Annotated in this window: 15 protein-coding genes; 13 read left to right on the top strand and 2 right to left on the bottom strand. The window is 36.4% G+C overall.

Going from position 1 to position 15095, the window contains the following annotated elements; genetic code table 11:
• The first annotated feature begins 129 nt into the window (after positions 1-129).
• The 9 genes from ACFX40_RS14225 (at position 130) to ACFX40_RS14185 (ending at position 10200) form a co-directional block, all read left to right on the top strand.
• The gene (locus ACFX40_RS14225) at positions 130-591 is read left to right on the top strand and encodes a MarR family winged helix-turn-helix transcriptional regulator (RefSeq protein WP_098249702.1); all 462 of its coding nucleotides are present in this window, start codon (positions 130-132) and stop codon (positions 589-591) included.
• The gene (locus tag ACFX40_RS14220) at positions 588-3257 is read left to right on the top strand and encodes an MMPL family transporter (RefSeq protein WP_098331716.1); all 2670 of its coding nucleotides are present in this window, start codon (positions 588-590) and stop codon (positions 3255-3257) included. Before ACFX40_RS14225 ends, ACFX40_RS14220 begins: the two co-directional genes overlap by 4 nt.
• A 225-nt stretch (positions 3258-3482) precedes the next feature.
• Positions 3483-3647 carry a hypothetical protein gene (locus ACFX40_RS14215; RefSeq protein WP_016764155.1) on the top strand — a complete coding sequence of 55 codons (165 nt, stop codon included), beginning with the start codon at positions 3483-3485 and terminating at the stop codon, positions 3645-3647.
• Between the two features lie 296 nt (positions 3648-3943).
• The gene (locus tag ACFX40_RS14210) at positions 3944-5092 is read left to right on the top strand and encodes an ABC transporter ATP-binding protein (RefSeq protein ID WP_221840538.1); all 1149 of its coding nucleotides are present in this window, start codon (positions 3944-3946) and stop codon (positions 5090-5092) included.
• A gap of 79 nt (positions 5093-5171) precedes the next feature.
• Positions 5172-6158: an SIS domain-containing protein gene (locus tag ACFX40_RS14205; protein ID WP_098658376.1), complete on the top strand. Its 987-nt coding sequence runs from the start codon at positions 5172-5174 to the stop codon at positions 6156-6158.
• 116 nt (positions 6159-6274) lie between these two features.
• Positions 6275-7561 carry an ABC transporter substrate-binding protein gene (locus ACFX40_RS14200; RefSeq protein ID WP_098333165.1) on the top strand — a complete coding sequence of 429 codons (1287 nt, stop codon included), beginning with the start codon at positions 6275-6277 and terminating at the stop codon, positions 7559-7561.
• Between the two features lie 15 nt (positions 7562-7576).
• The gene (locus ACFX40_RS14195) at positions 7577-8458 is read left to right on the top strand and encodes a carbohydrate ABC transporter permease (RefSeq protein WP_043982525.1); all 882 of its coding nucleotides are present in this window, start codon (positions 7577-7579) and stop codon (positions 8456-8458) included.
• Positions 8458-9342, top strand: coding sequence for a carbohydrate ABC transporter permease (locus tag ACFX40_RS14190; protein ID WP_098249697.1), 885 nt, complete (start codon positions 8458-8460; stop codon positions 9340-9342). The genes ACFX40_RS14195 and ACFX40_RS14190 overlap by 1 nt, the downstream gene beginning before the upstream one ends.
• A gap of 15 nt (positions 9343-9357) precedes the next feature.
• Positions 9358-10200: a fructoselysine 6-kinase gene (locus ACFX40_RS14185; RefSeq protein WP_098249696.1), complete on the top strand. Its 843-nt coding sequence runs from the start codon at positions 9358-9360 to the stop codon at positions 10198-10200.
• A gap of 41 nt (positions 10201-10241) precedes the next feature.
• Here the strand turns inward: ACFX40_RS14185 and ACFX40_RS14180 are convergent, their stop codons facing one another.
• Complete coding sequence (locus ACFX40_RS14180) at positions 10242-10973, bottom strand: GntR family transcriptional regulator (protein ID WP_028408486.1); 732 nt, start codon at positions 10971-10973, stop codon at positions 10242-10244.
• A gap of 294 nt (positions 10974-11267) precedes the next feature.
• Here ACFX40_RS14180 and ACFX40_RS14175 point away from each other — a divergent pair, with 294 nt between their 5' ends.
• The 4 genes from ACFX40_RS14175 to ACFX40_RS14160 all read left to right on the top strand — a co-directional run bounded on the left by ACFX40_RS14175 (position 11268) and on the right by ACFX40_RS14160 (position 14204).
• Positions 11268-12287, top strand: a complete 1020-nt coding sequence (locus ACFX40_RS14175; protein ID WP_025751876.1) for an STAS domain-containing protein — start codon at positions 11268-11270, stop codon at positions 12285-12287.
• 188 nt (positions 12288-12475) lie between these two features.
• Positions 12476-12904: an SRPBCC family protein gene (locus tag ACFX40_RS14170; RefSeq protein WP_028408484.1), complete on the top strand. Its 429-nt coding sequence runs from the start codon at positions 12476-12478 to the stop codon at positions 12902-12904.
• A complete protein-coding gene (locus ACFX40_RS14165; protein ID WP_060745603.1) occupies positions 12905-13240 on the top strand; it encodes an ArsR/SmtB family transcription factor in 336 nt (111 codons plus the stop codon). It abuts the gene before it with no gap.
• A gap of 184 nt (positions 13241-13424) precedes the next feature.
• Positions 13425-14204, top strand: a complete 780-nt coding sequence (locus ACFX40_RS14160; protein WP_028408482.1) for an MBL fold metallo-hydrolase — start codon at positions 13425-13427, stop codon at positions 14202-14204.
• A gap of 76 nt (positions 14205-14280) precedes the next feature.
• Here the strand turns inward: ACFX40_RS14160 and ACFX40_RS14155 are convergent, their stop codons facing one another.
• A complete protein-coding gene (locus ACFX40_RS14155; protein ID WP_176526441.1) occupies positions 14281-15084 on the bottom strand; it encodes an alpha/beta fold hydrolase in 804 nt (267 codons plus the stop codon).
• Positions 15085-15095: the final 11 nt, after the last annotated feature.

Raw genomic sequence — 15095 nt, 5'->3', positions numbered from 1 at the left:
ATTTATCTTTATCATATATGAAGACAGTCAGACATAAATTTATTGACAGAATAAAGTTTAGTCCTATAAACTATTTTTAAAGTCGAATAGTTTATACCTATAAACTAAATAAGCAAAGGAGGGAAAGAAGTGACAAAAAGCAAGTTATATCAAGCTGTAGAACTTTTTGAAGAAGTGCTGTTTGTAGGAACAGAAGTAATTCATAGAGAGCTCAGCCATAACCTCTTTGAACATGTCTCTAGGCAGCAGTTTGATTTGTTAAATAGTTTAATGATTAAAGGTCCATCTTCACCTGGCAGTCTTGCTGTCTTGCAAGGTGTTCATAAAAGTGCTATTTCGAATCGAATCAAAAAGCTGCTCGAAAAAGGGCTTGTGGAGTGGGACACTAATGAACTAGAGAGCGATAAACGTTCTAAGCTTATTAAGATTACGGCTGAAGGAGAAAAAGTAATAAATGACGGAAATGCCGCGTGTTTTAGTATCATTGAGAATTTGTTTGATGATGTAGAAGAAGAAAAAATAGATACATTTATTGAAATTCTTACAATGGCAAAAGAAAAGTTAACTACAAAAGGGGAACGCAAAGAATGAAATTTATTGTGAAATTTAAATGGGTGATTGCGGCCTTTATTTTAGCTTTAACAGTTATATTGATGCTAACGTCACCAAATTTAACAAAGCTCGCAAGTGAAAAAGGACAGTCTCAGCTTCCCGACGATGCCGTTTCATCCAGAGCCAGCCAAATTCTAAAAAATGCTGGAGAAGACAGTAATACCATCAGCATGGTTATCAAGTTAGATAACGCATTAGATAAAGATAGCGAGAAACAAATACAGAAAATCATTGATAAGACAGAGAAAATTAAAGGTGTAAAAGATGTCACAACGCCTTTAACAGATGATCAAGATGTTCGTAATCAATTAATGTCTAAAGACAAAAAAACCGTTTTAGTTCCGGTTACTGTCAGTGGATCGGATGAAAAAGTTGAAAAAATAGCAAATCAGATTTATGATAGCGTGCCAAAAGACACTACGGCATATGTAACGGGTGCATCTCTTATTAATCAGGATTTTGCACACAGTTCAGAAGAAGGGTTAAAGAAAACTGAGTTTATTACTATCTTTTTGATTTTAGGTTTGCTTTTACTCGTTTTCCGTTCAGTCGTGACGCCGTTTATTCCTATTTTAATTGTGGGAATCACATACTTAATCAGTCAATCGTTACTAGGGATTTTAGTTAAAAATGTCGATTTTCCAATCTCAACGTTCACGCAAACGTTCTTAGTAGCTATTTTGTTTGGAATTGGTACGGATTACTGCATCCTTTTACTTAATCGTTTCCGTGAAGAATTGGCAAACGGACATGATAAAGTAGAGGCCACGATCACGGCTTATCGTACAGCAGGAAGAACGTTATTTATCAGTGGAATTGCTGTATTTATTGGGTTTGCAGCCATTGGATTTGCCAAGTTTGCCATTTTCCAGTCGGCTGTCGGAGTAGCAGTGGGGGTAGGTGTACTGCTAGTCATTTTATTTACTCTGCTTCCACTTTTTATGGTTACGCTTGGAGAAAAATTATTTTGGCCGTCTAAAAAAGTGGCTTCTCATAGCGATAATAAGCTGTGGGGCTTTTTAGGGAAAAAGGCAGTGGCGCGACCGTTCGTGTTTTTAGTCATTACAGCGATTATTACCGTGCCTTTTATTGTAACGTACGACTCAAAAGTATCGTTTGATTCTACTGCTGAAATAAGCAGTGATTATAAATCTATAAAAGGACTAAACGCTATCAGTGATGCACTCGGAGAAGGAAAAGCGTTTCCTGTCAATGTTATTATTAAAGGAGATAAAGAGTTAACAAAGGCAGATGTTATTCCTTATTTAGGAAATATAAGCAAAGCAATTGAAAAAGTGGATCACGTAGATTCTGTTATGACTATCACACAGCCTACCGGAGAAAAGATTGATGATTTATACGTTAATTCACAGCTAGGCTCCGTATCAGACGGAATCAAAGATGCTGTTAAAGGAATCGGAGATGTAGAAAAAGGATTAAGTGATGTTGAAAAAGGGCTAAATCAAATAGCTGACCAAACGGGTTCTGCTTCTAAAGAGAAATCTGGAGGGTCACTTGCACCTGCTGTAGACGGATTAGCTCAAATTAATCAACAGCTGCAGCTTGTCAGCGCTCAGCTCTCTACAACAGGAACTGTGCAGCAAGCGGTTCCGCAGCTTGTTGCAATCAGTAAACAGCTTACTACCATTCAAACCGGTCTCCAACAAGCAAATGAGAATCTTTCAGCTCAGCAAGGTCAAGTTGGAACGTTATCAGACAGTATCAATCAGTTAGCAAAAGGAGTTAAAAGTGCGAATGACGGACTGACGAAGATCTCAGATGGCTTAACAAAAGCAACAGATATGCTTGATAACATGAGTGACAGCTCAACAGTTAGAGATACTGGTATTTACCTTCCAGCAGAAGTGATGAAAGATAAAGGGTTTAAACAATCCATCGATAACTATTCTTTTGCAGATGGAAAAGGAGTTAAGCTCAGTGTAGTGCTCGATCAAAATCCATATTCTGAAGAAGCCATTTCAACCGTAAAAAATATTGAAAAAGCGGTGGCAAGCGAAGTCGTTGATACGCCGTTTGAGCATACAGAAATTGTGTACGGAGGGGTATCGAGCTCAAATGCGGATTTAAAAGATTTATCTACAACCGATCTTTCACGCACAATGGTTATTATGATGATTGGGCTGTTTATTGTGCTGACCATTTTATTCCGTTCAATGATCATGCCTGTATACATGATTGCTTCACTGCTGCTTACCTATTATACAGCAATGGGAATCTCAGAGCTTCTATTCGTGGATATAATGGGTAATGATGGAATCAGCTGGGCCGTGCCATTTTTTAGTTTTGTTATTTTAGTTGCTCTTGGAATTGACTATTCTATTTTCTTGTTAGACCGTTTTAACGAAGAAGTAAAAAGCGGCGTCGCAGAAGGAATGGTTACGTCTATGAGTAAGATGGGATCGGTTATTATTACTGCTGCTATTATCTTAGCTGGAACGTTTGGGGCTATGATCCCATCGGGTGTATTAACACTTGTTCATGTAGCAACGGTTGTTATTATTGGTCTTTTACTTTATGGTCTTGTTATTCTTCCGCTTCTTATGCCAGCGATTGTCGTAACGCTTGGAGAAGGAAACTGGTGGCCGTTTCTTCGAAAAAAAGAAAAGTACAAAGTAGAAGAATAACTTGTATACGCTAGGTCGAAAATTAGGTATGTCTTAGGAAGAGTACTATTGACACAGTATATAGGATAAAACTGAAGGATAGAAAGAGCGTCATCGGGCTGCTCTTTCTATCCTTTTTTGTGCTACAAAAAAACAATGTTCAGGAGTGGCCATAAACACGCCCAGTCGAATAAAAGACCTCTCATCAGGAAAACCTATAGTCAAAAACATGAGGGAGGTTTTTTTATGAAATTTGTAAATTTCTTAGCTAATCAGCGAGACAAACGACGGGAACAAATGCGCGAAGCAGGAACATGTCCAGATTGCTTAGGGAAACGATTCCACCATATTGGACTTTATTTTGTGCATGTTTATGAGTGTCCAAGCTGTCAAGGCAAAGAAGATATGTAATAAAATCTTCAGAAATAAGGCAGTCTCTATGCAGATTATGATGTGAAACCTTCTTAATTTTAGAGAAGGTTTTTATTTTTTTGAAGGTGAACAGTTGCTTGTATGTTTTGTGTTAGCAACCTTTACATATTTATTTTCTGTCTAACTAGATTCGATTAGTATAGTCATTAAGTTACTTTAATGTCTCAAGTTAACAATTTAAATAAAAAGGAGGAAAGAATTAAGGATTAAGGAAAAAGAGACGCGTAACTTGCAATCATGTATCTCAAACTTTAAATATAAGGAGCTGAGGTGAGATGACAATGTTACATTTAGATAAAGTATATAAAATATATGATAAAAAAAATATCGCCGTAAATGATTTTAACCTTCAGATTGGAGAGAAAGAGTTTGTTGTATTTGTTGGACCTTCAGGCTGTGGTAAATCTACTACGCTGCGAATGATTGCAGGTCTAGAAACGATTTCAAAAGGTGATTTTTACATTGATGGAGATCATATGAACGAAGTAGCTCCAAAAGATCGTGACATTGCTATGGTCTTTCAAAATTATGCTCTTTACCCTCATATGACTGTTCGAGAAAATATGGCATTTGGTTTGAAATTAAAAAAAATAAAGAAAGACGAAATTGATAGACGGGTAAATGAAGCAGCCAAAACATTAGGTCTAGAAACATATTTAGATAGAAAGCCAAAAGCTTTATCCGGAGGGCAGCGTCAGCGAGTTGCTTTAGGTCGTGCTATTGTTCGGGAAGCAAAAGTTTTCTTAATGGATGAACCATTATCTAATTTGGATGCGAAGCTGCGAGTACAGATGCGTGCTGAGATTATTAAACTGCATCAAAGGCTGCAAACAACAACAATATATGTGACGCATGATCAAGTGGAAGCTATGACAATGGCTACTCGCCTAGTGGTTATGAAAGACGGGATTATTCAACAAATCGGAACTCCTCAAGATATTTACAAACATCCTAGGAATGTATTTGTAGGCAGTTTTATTGGATCACCCGCAATGAATTTTTTTCGGGGATATCTCCAAGGCACTTATTTTATAATGGGAGAAACTAAAATACAGCTTCCTGATTTTCTACTACACGCTTTACATTCTCAAGGTCATAATGAGAAAGAAGTCATAATGGGTGCGCGTCCTGAACACATTATATATCATAAAGAGGATAGTAAGAGAGAGTTGAACGATGAGTTTTGCTTCACTACGACACTAGATATGATAGAGGTACTAGGTGCTGAAACAATTTTATATGCTAGTTTAGAAAAGCAAACGTTTGTGGCTCGAGTGCCTCTTTTATGTGAGTTTGAAGCAAGGGACAAAGGCGTTTTTTCGTTGAATTTAACCTACGTTCATTTTTTTGATGGAAAAACAGAAGAGCGCATTTCTACAAATATAGATAAAAAAGTTAAATATTCTGATAAATGTATTGACTAGTTAATGTTAACAGTTTAATATAACAATATATAACATTACATAATGTTGTATATCATATTTTATTTAAGGAGTGGGGAAAATGAGCAGAACAGTAGTGAATGTAAAAAGTGATGTGCAAGCCGTATTAAACGAATTAAAAAGCAAGCAAATTCGTAATGTGTTTTTCGTCGCATGTGGAGGATCTTCTGCGATCATGTATCCAGCTAAGTATGTACTAGATCGAGAAGCTCAACATATTACATCCGATTTGTATAGCTCGAACGAATTTATCCACCGCAATCCGCAGCAGCTAGGAAAAGACTCCTTAGTTATTCTATGTTCCATGTCAGGAACAACTCCTGAGACTACAGAAGCAGCTAAGTTCGCTATAAGCAAAGGCGCTTATGCTGTAGCCTTAACAAATGAACCTACTTCACCTTTAGCACACAGCGCAGATATTTTTATTAAGTATGAGTGGGGCAATGACATCGATGCTTTTGAAACAAACTTAGGCGTTTTATATCAGCTTGTATTTGGTCTCTTATACGTAGCAGAAAAAAATGATAAATTTGCAAAGTTAGTTACTAGCTTAGAAAATCTACAGTCTGTTTATGAAAAAGCTCTAGAATACGAAGCGAGCAACGCAAGAAAATTTGCTGAATCACATAAGTCTGAACCGGTTATTTATACAATGGCCAGCGGTTCGAACTATGGAGCAGCCTATTCATTCAGCATCTGTATCTTGATGGAAATGCAATGGATTCATTCTCACGCTATTCACGCTGGAGAGTATTTCCACGGTCCATTCGAAATTATTGATGAAAACGTACCGTTTATCATCCTAGCTGGACTAGATGAAACAAGACCTTTAGAAGAACGCGCCTTATCATTCTCTAAACGATATGGAAAGAAATTAACTGTTCTAGATGCAAAAGCATATGACTTCGAAGGAATTGATAAAGATGTGCAAGGGTATATCGCTCCTCTTGTATTAAATCGTGTACTGCGTCAGTATGCCGAAGAATTAGCCGAAGCACGCAATCACCCTTTAAGTAAAAGACGCTACATGTGGAAAGTAGAATATTAATAATCTCCTAATAAAGATAGAAATCTGTATATTTTCCTTACGAGTTATACTATAATGTTATAAAACATTATAGTATAACTTATATATGAAAGCACTTACAATAAGGGGGTTTCTATATGAAAAAGACAAATTTAATCTTAGCCTCACTTTTAAGTTGTTCTTTAATGCTCGGGGGGTGTGCTGGAAAACAAACGTCTTCAGACTCAGACACAGGAAAGACAACATTAACATTCTTTCACAGATGGCCAAAAGAACCTGAAAAAAGCTACTTTGAAGAAGTTGTAAAAGAATTTGAAAAACAGCACCCTGATATTGATATTAAAACAGAAGCCGTCTTAAACGATTCATATAAAGACAAAATTAAAGTTATGACAGGCACTAATACCCCTCCTGATGTGTACTTTTCTTGGAGCGACGAGTTTGCTAGACAATTTGTCAGAGGAAACAAAGCCTTAGATTTAACCTCTTATTATAAGAAGGATTCAGCGTGGTCTTCCAAGCTTGTTCAATCTCAAATTAAACCATATACCGTTAATAAGAAAATTTACGGTGTTCCTGTCACAATGGACGGGAAAATGTTTTTTTACAACAAAGATATCTTCGATAAATTAGGATTAAAAGCGCCTACAAACTGGAACGAGCTACTAAATATTTTAAGCGTGTTAAAAAAGAAGCATTATACAGCTTTAGAATTTGGAAGCCAGGATACGTGGACCATTTCTCACTACGTAGGAACCTTAAATCAGCGCATGGTAAAGCCCGACGTTCTTTCAAAAGACTATAATTCAAAAACTGGGACATTCACGGATAAAGGCTATGTAAAAGCTCTAGAAAAATTAGAAGAATTAGTTCCTTACTTTAATAAAAATACAAACTCGATTGATCATGAATATGCAAGACAACAATTTTCAAATGGAAAAGCAGCTATGTTTTATGCTGAAACTGCTGAAATTAAGCTTTTCGGTCCAACGAAATTTAAGATTGGCATGTTTAATTTTCCTAAAGTGGAGGATGGAAAAGGAAATGCTACTAATTTAACTGGATCACCTGAAGGGTTTATGATTTCTTCTAAAACCAAGCATCCAAAAGAAGCGATGGAATTTCTTGAATTTTTAACATCAAAACAAATGGGTGAAAAGCTAGTAAAAGAAGTAGGGAAATACAGTGCAGTAAATGATACAGCGAACAGCATTAATTCAACACCGGAGCAATTAGAAGCAGTAGATAATATTTTACAAGCCAAAGAGATGGCTCCATGGTTTGATATGGCAATCGATGCTCGAATTGCAGATGCTTATTTAACAGGGGCTCAGCTGATGCTAAATGGTGATAAAACACCTAAAGAAGTAATGAAAGATGTGCAAAAAGCTGCAGCGAGTGTTCGTGCTGAATCTAAAAAGTAAGGAAGTGAAAAAGCGATGTTAAAACGCAATAAGCTAACCCCTTATTTATATCTTCTTCCTGCTTTTGCTTTTTTACTACTCGTGTACATCCCTATTTTTCAGAATATTTGGGATAGTCTTTATGAGTGGAGCACATTTTCACCAGACAAAGTTTTTGTAGGAATAGATAATTATGTGCACTTATTTAAAGACCCTGTCTTTTATCAGGCACTCAAAAATAATATTCTTTATGCGGTCATTTCAATTATTTTTCAAGTGGGTGGCGGTCTAATTGTGGCTGCCGTTTTAGAAGATAAACTTATTCGAAGGTTTTCTCCTTTTTTTCGAACGGTTTATTTTTTACCAGTAGTCGTTTCGATGACCGTTATTGCCTTGTTGTTTACTTTTTTTTACAATCCTGAAGTAGGGCTTTTAAATCAAATGCTCAAAATGATCGGATTAGACTCATTGGCAAAACCTTGGCTAGGAGATAGTAATACGGCTATTTATGCAGTTATTGCTGTATCTCAGTGGCAATCTATCGGCTATATCGCCATGCTGTATATTGTAGCGATACAAAAAATCTCACCTGAATTGTATGAAGCAGCTGAAATAGACGGCGCTAATAAATTTAAAATGTTCTTTCATATTACTGTACCGCAAACAAAAGAAATGACATTTGTTGCTGTTATTTTAACGCTTACTGGTGCTTTTACAGTATTTAATGAACCTTATATTTTAACAGGAGGCGGACCGGGTACATCATCTGAAGTACTAAGTACGTATTTATACAAAACAGCCTTTTCGAAAGATATGATGGGCTACGCTTCCTCAATTGCTACTGTCATTTTAATTATTACACTGCTGATTTCTCTTGTTCAAATGAAAGCATTTAAAACAGGAAAGGAAGACGCTTGATGCAGATGCCTAAAACAAATGTCACCTTACCTAATGTTGTCAATACAGCCACTAGAGAAAGAAAAAAGAAGAGGTACACAGGTGTAACGATAGTATATGTCGGATTGATCGTCTATTTTATCGTCATTGCGTATCCTTTGCTTTGGATGATTATAAGTTCTTTTAAAAGCACGGATGAAATCTTTACTCACAGCTGGTCTATGCCGCATACTTGGCTAATTGAAAATTACGTGACAGCGTGGAAAAGTGGAATATCTTCTTACTTTTTAAACAGTGTGATCGTCACGGGCGCGTCTTGTTTTTTGACGGTCCTGGTCAGTGCATTAGGAGCTTATGGACTATCACGCTTTGAGTTTCAAGGAAAAGCTTTTGTCCTCATTATATGTCTCGGAGGGCTTATGCTTTCTCCTCAGGTAAGTTTAATTCCTTTGTATAGCATTATTCAAAAACTTGGAATCTATAATACACACTTGGCACTGATTCTGCCTTATGTTGCTTATCGAATTCCTTTAACCATCTTGTTAATTCGAGCTTATTTTCTTTCGATTCCAAAAGAACTGGAGGAAGCGGCTCGGTTAGATGGATGTACAAGCTTGGGGATTTTATTTCGAATTTTCATTCCAATGAGCACGCCCATTTTATTAACAACGACAATTTTGACAGCTTACTACACATGGAATGAATTTATGTTTGCCATTATCTTTATCGACGATGACAGTTTGCGTACAATCCCAGCAGGATTAATGCAATTTAGAGACGCTTTGCAAACAGATTGGGGGGTATTACTAGCTGGACTGACCATTTCAGCAGCACCGATTGTTATGTTGTTTTTGTTTATGCAAAAATATTTTATCCGTGGCATTGCTAACGGAAGTGTTAAATAATAGGAGGACAAGCAGATGAAACTAATTGGAGTAGGGGATAATGTAGTAGATTACTATAAAGATCAAGGAAAGATCTATCCAGGCGGCAACGCGCTAAATGTGGCCGTATTTTGTAATAGATTGAGTCATAATCAGTCTTCCTATATGGGAATCGTAGGGAATGACGAATCGGCAGAACATGTAGTAAATACTCTGCAGCAAGAAAAGATGGAGATTAGCAGAGTAAGAAGAGCTGTAGGAGAGAATGGAATGGCGGTTGTAACACTTGATGAACAAGGTGATCGAATTTTTGTAGGATCAAATAAAGGGGGCGTTCAATCTAGATTAAAACTAATGCTGAATGAATCGGATTTAACCTATATCCGCCAGCACGATCTTCTTCATACGAGCGTTTTTAGTCATTTAGAATCTGACCTTCCGTTGCTACATAAAATCATTGATATTTCCTTTGATTTTTCTACAAGATACGATGAGGAATATTTACAGCAAGTATGTCCATATATCAGCTATGCATTTTTCTCAGGAAGCAGCCTGCCAGAAGAAGAGTGTATGGATTTAATAAAGCGAGTACACCTGTTAGGAACCAGTGTCGTATGCGTGACAAGAGGAGAAGATGGAGCTTTATTATCAGTCGAAAACCAATTATTTAAACAGCCTATAATCTCTACAAAAGTGGTCGATACATTGGGTGCTGGAGATTCTTTCATCGCCGGTTTTCTTTCTTCTTATCTACTAGAAAAAAACATAGCAAAAGCTCTCCATAATGGAGCATTAGTGGCATCACAAACTTGTCAAAATTACGGAGCTTTTGGATATGGAAAAGAATATCATACAGACTGTGCGATGGTTTTAAAATGAATAAAATAGCGCCTTTGCTTTTGAAGCAAGGCGCTATTTTATTAAGAATTAGAACTGTCTATAGTGAACGTAACGCGATTCGCAGGATAGTGTAGAAAAGATGAATGAATCGGTCTTTTTTGTGCATCATACGCCACTTTTTCCACTTTAAACAGCGGCTCTCCGACTTCACATTCTAAATGTTTTGCTTCATCCACATTTGCAAATACCATGTTCAATAATTTTTTATTATGAACCGGAGCAATATTGTACTTGTTTTTTATAGTATCGTACATTGAAACTGAATTATGGACGTGCTGATCTAAGTGTGGTAACAATTCTAAGGAGTAGTGAGAAATTTCTAAGGTAAGAGGCTGGTCGTCATAATACAGGATGCGCTGCAGTTCAAGGATTTCACTTTCTGGAGGGATGGATAACATCTTTGCCACATGAGCTTTTACAGGTTTTATACCAAAAGACAAAATTTTAGTCTGCGGTACTTTCCCTAATTCCGACATATACTCTGTATGTCCATTAACGGCAAACAGCTCTCTCTTAGCTTTTGGATATTGAACAAAAGTTCCTTTTCCTTGCTGACGTATCAGAAGGCCTTCTTCTACTAAATCTAATACGGCTTTTCTTACCGTAATCCGACTTACTCCGTATATATCGCACAAATCCGTTTCAATTGGAAGTTTTTCACCCGGAGTATAAACTCCTTTATTAATATCTTCTGTAATAGCCTGTTTTAACTGCATATATAAAGGCGTAGAGCTATGAGTATTTAGCTTCATCTTTTTCCTCCTCTTTCCTAAATACTTTCTTTTGAATATAATTATATTATAACGTAATGTGATGTTATATTACAATTTGCTTTTCTTCCTTTTTATCATGTATGTTTGATACAAAAGAAAGAAAAGTTGGCGAATTCAAAGTTCTATAGCATTCACCTTTCTTTTCTATTAATTGAAAACATGGGTAATGGTTAGACAAGCAATAGAAAATATGCAACAATTTTTATTACCAGCTTCTTCAACATAAGATAAAATATAAAGAAGGTAAGAACTTTATAAAAAGGAGATTCCGCCATGGGTGAAAAAAAGAATATTGATATAGGTGGTCTTAGTTTTGCTTGGGATTTAGAAAAAGGACAATTTAGCTTTGAAGGAGAAGATGCGATCCTTTTTTGGATTTCTTCTGCGATGAAAACATTGTTTGACACAATCGAAGAAATATCTGGAGAAGAGGCAGCTTCTGTAGTACTGGAAACCACTGGTTTCCGACAGGGATTAGTAGTAGGAGAGTACTTTCAGAATATGAAAGGCGTAACGGTTTTTGAAGCGGCTGAGTTAATTACCAATACATACGCTTCGGCTGGATGGGGAAAAACTACTATCAAATATTTAAATCCTGAAAGTAAAACTCTATCTGCTGAATTAAAAGACAGTTGGGAACATAAAATTAACGTCGCGCAAAAGAAAACAAAGGGAGGAAATTTTCTTCCGGCCCATTATGCAGGGATTTTTACAGGACTATTCGGAACAAATATTTGGTACAAGGTGATTCAACATCAAATAGAAGGGCATGAATGCACTACAGTAGAATACTTCCCTTCTAACATTGATATCACTCAAAATATTCATCAATTAGCCAGAAGAAAAGAAGCGCAGAAAATAGAACATTTGCAAAACATTGTAGCAGAAAAAACAGCAGAGTTAAAAGATCTTATTAAAAAGCTTTCTTCTCCTATTATTCCGGTTTTGGAAGGCATAGTCGTCGTTCCTTTGATTGGCAAATACGACGAGGATCGAACGGAAGATTTGATTGTCAATACATTAAATAACCTTCCAAAACATCAGGCTAATTATCTTGTGCTGGATTTAACCGGATTGGATAAAGAACTTACTGAATATACGGCAAGTCTTATTGAAAAATTAGGTGCAGCAGCGTCCCTGATTGGTACGAAAACAATTTTAGTAGGGATTTCTGCCGACTTAGGCTTAGTTATATCAGAGACCCATATTGATTTATCAAAATATGATTGTTTTCAAACATTGCAGCACGGCATTCACTATGCGTTGGCACAAAGCGGACGAAGCATCGTTTAAAAGATATATTTGAAATATAACAAAATGCACTCATTCAGCATCATAACAAATCTCTTTATCAAAGACTGGAAATGTATTGAAGGATTTCATTTTTTAAAAGAGGAATTGACATAACACTAAAAGGTGTTATATTATTTTTATATAAAACCTTTTAGTGTTATTTTTTAAAAAGGAGAATGAAGATAACGATGAATGATAAAAGTGTAGTAGAAGATGTAAAACAGACGATAATATTTAACGCGCCGATTCAAAAAGTTTGGGATAAAGTAGCAACCGCAGAAGGGCTCCAACAATGGTTCATGCCTAATGATTTTCAGCCTCAGGTAGGATATGAATTTCATTTACAATCGCCTTTTGGACCATCTCCGTGTAAAGTATTAGAAATAGATGCACCAAACTATCTTTCTTTCTCTTGGGATAAGGATGGATGGGTCGTTTCGTTTACCTTAAAAGAAATGGGTAATCAAACTGAATTTACGCTTATTCATAGCGGGTGGAAAGAAGCTGAAACACTTCTTGAAAAAGCAAACGAAAAGAGTTCAGTGGTACGAGATAGAATGAGCTACGGGTGGATTAGTCTCGTAAATGAAAAACTTCGAAAGGTTGTTGAAAACTAAATGACTTCATCAGCTGCCAAGCATGATATCTTTCAAGCCATTGCTGATCCTACTCGAAGAAAAGTACTTGAGCTGCTTTCTGAAAAAGAATTGCCTATATCAGAAATAACGTCTCATTTTTCAATAAGCCGTACCGCTATTGTCAAGCATCTTCATATACTTTCAGAAGCAGACTTAGTCCATGGACAAAAAAAAGGCAGAGAAAAAGTGTATCATCTTCAGCCAGAGCCTTTAAAAGAAGTACAAGATTGGCTTTCTTACTACGAGCAATTTTGGACGAACAAATTATCTATTCTTCAGCATATTGTTGAAAGAGATGAAGAAAGAAATCAATAGAAAAAGCATAAAAACGTTTTTTATAGGGAATATAGCAAAGCCAGTCGTTAAAAAGACTGGCTGTTTTACATAAAAGCTGGTTTTATTCTAGAAGGACAAATAAAAGAACGATGCAGAACAACATAGGACATTTCTTGAAATAAAAAGATAGACCTTTAGAAGAAAAAAAGGGGGAAACAGAGCAATGAACAAGCTTTTATTTTACGGGACGAGCGATGCTCAAGGAGTGCCTCGATTATTATGTGACTGTAAAGTATGTACACAAAAAGATCAATTAAATCAGCGCACAAGGCCCAGTGCACAGTTTACAATGGACGGTAACGTGTTTTTGATTGACGTATCACCTGATTTTAAACATCAATTTCATTTATACAATAACAAAAAAATCCCTTCTACTGTATTTATTACGCATCCTCACAATGATCATGTGGCTGGTTTAGGAGATTTAGCTGACTTATGCTATTGGAATAATGTAAATACAGAAGTCGTAGGAGCGCCTGAAGTCATCAGCGAGTTAACCGAAAGATTTCCTTATCTCGCAAAAAGAAAAGGGCTTACCTTTAAAGGAACGTTAAAATGGGATAGTGGAGAAACAACGATTACGTTTCATAAAGTAAATCACGGATTTAACGGTCATTCCTACGGCATTGTAGTTCATCAAAAACAAGGTGAACGCTGGGCGTATGTATCCGATTCTTTTAATGTGACCAAAGAACAGTGGCAGCCCTTTTACCACTTAGATTTACTGATATTTGGTACATCTTTTTGGAAAGAATATCTTCAAAAAGAAAAAAGATCCGTATATGACGTGACAGAGGCAATGGAGATTAAAGCGAAGCTGCAGGCCAAAAACATGGTATTTACTCATTTATCACATGATATCGATATCCGAAAGCACGCCGAGATGCTCTCAGATGAAAACGTAAGCTTTGCCTATGACGGACGCGAGATTTTATTACCCTAAAGCAATACATAAACGCATAAAAGGTTTCATTTAAAGAAGCAGCGTAGCTAAAGCGCTGCTTCTTTAAGTTTGTAAATTAGATATGTTCGATAAAGTTGCTCACAACTTTGTTAAATCGATCGCTTTCTTCAAGAAAAGGGCAGTGGCAGCTGTTCTCAAAAACTTCAAGTACAGAACCTGAAACCAGCTTTTGAATATGTCTTCCAGCTGCTACCGGAATGAGCTTTTCATCTTTTCCAAAGCACAGTAAGGTAGGGATTGTAATAAACGGGAGAAAATCTCGATAGTCCACAATGGATTGATCAAACAAAATAGCACTGGCTATCGACTCAGGCATTTTCGTTACTTCTTTCATAATCCAATGTTTATCTTCTTCAGTTAATTCATCCTTAAACATAAGCGGAATAAAATTTTCTAATGTACTTGCTCGATCAAGTTGAATACCCTGCATAAGCGAAATAAGCGCAGGTAAATCAAATGCACCGATCGGAAAATCTGGCCATTTAAAGTCTGAAGCCATTTCATCTACAATAACATTCCCTTTTACATTTTCTTGACCAAATTGTTTCAAATATTCCCACACAACAAAAGCACCCATTGACCAGCCTACTAATATGACGTCTTTTAATTGATGAGTGGTTATAAACTCATGCACATCACGAGCATAAGTGGAAATTGTATGGCCGTATGGAGTATGACTTGAATTTCCATGTCCTCTTAAATCCAAAAGAATAGTTTGATACTGTTTCGAAAAAAAAGAAAGCTGGTTGTGAAAAAAACGACTGCTCATCCAAACTCCGTGAATGAAAATAATAGGTGTTCCTTCCCCTTGTTGTTCATAGTACAAAGTTGCACTGTCTTTTAATGTATAAAAAGGCATTATTTTCGCCC

Origin of the sequence: Priestia sp. YIM B13552, from assembly GCF_042787775.1 — a bacterium.
Classification (GTDB): domain Bacteria; phylum Bacillota; class Bacilli; order Bacillales; family Bacillaceae_H; genus Priestia; species Priestia megaterium_E.
The sequence above is the reverse complement of the archived record's forward strand: the minus strand, read 5'-3'. Positions and strand labels throughout refer to the sequence as shown.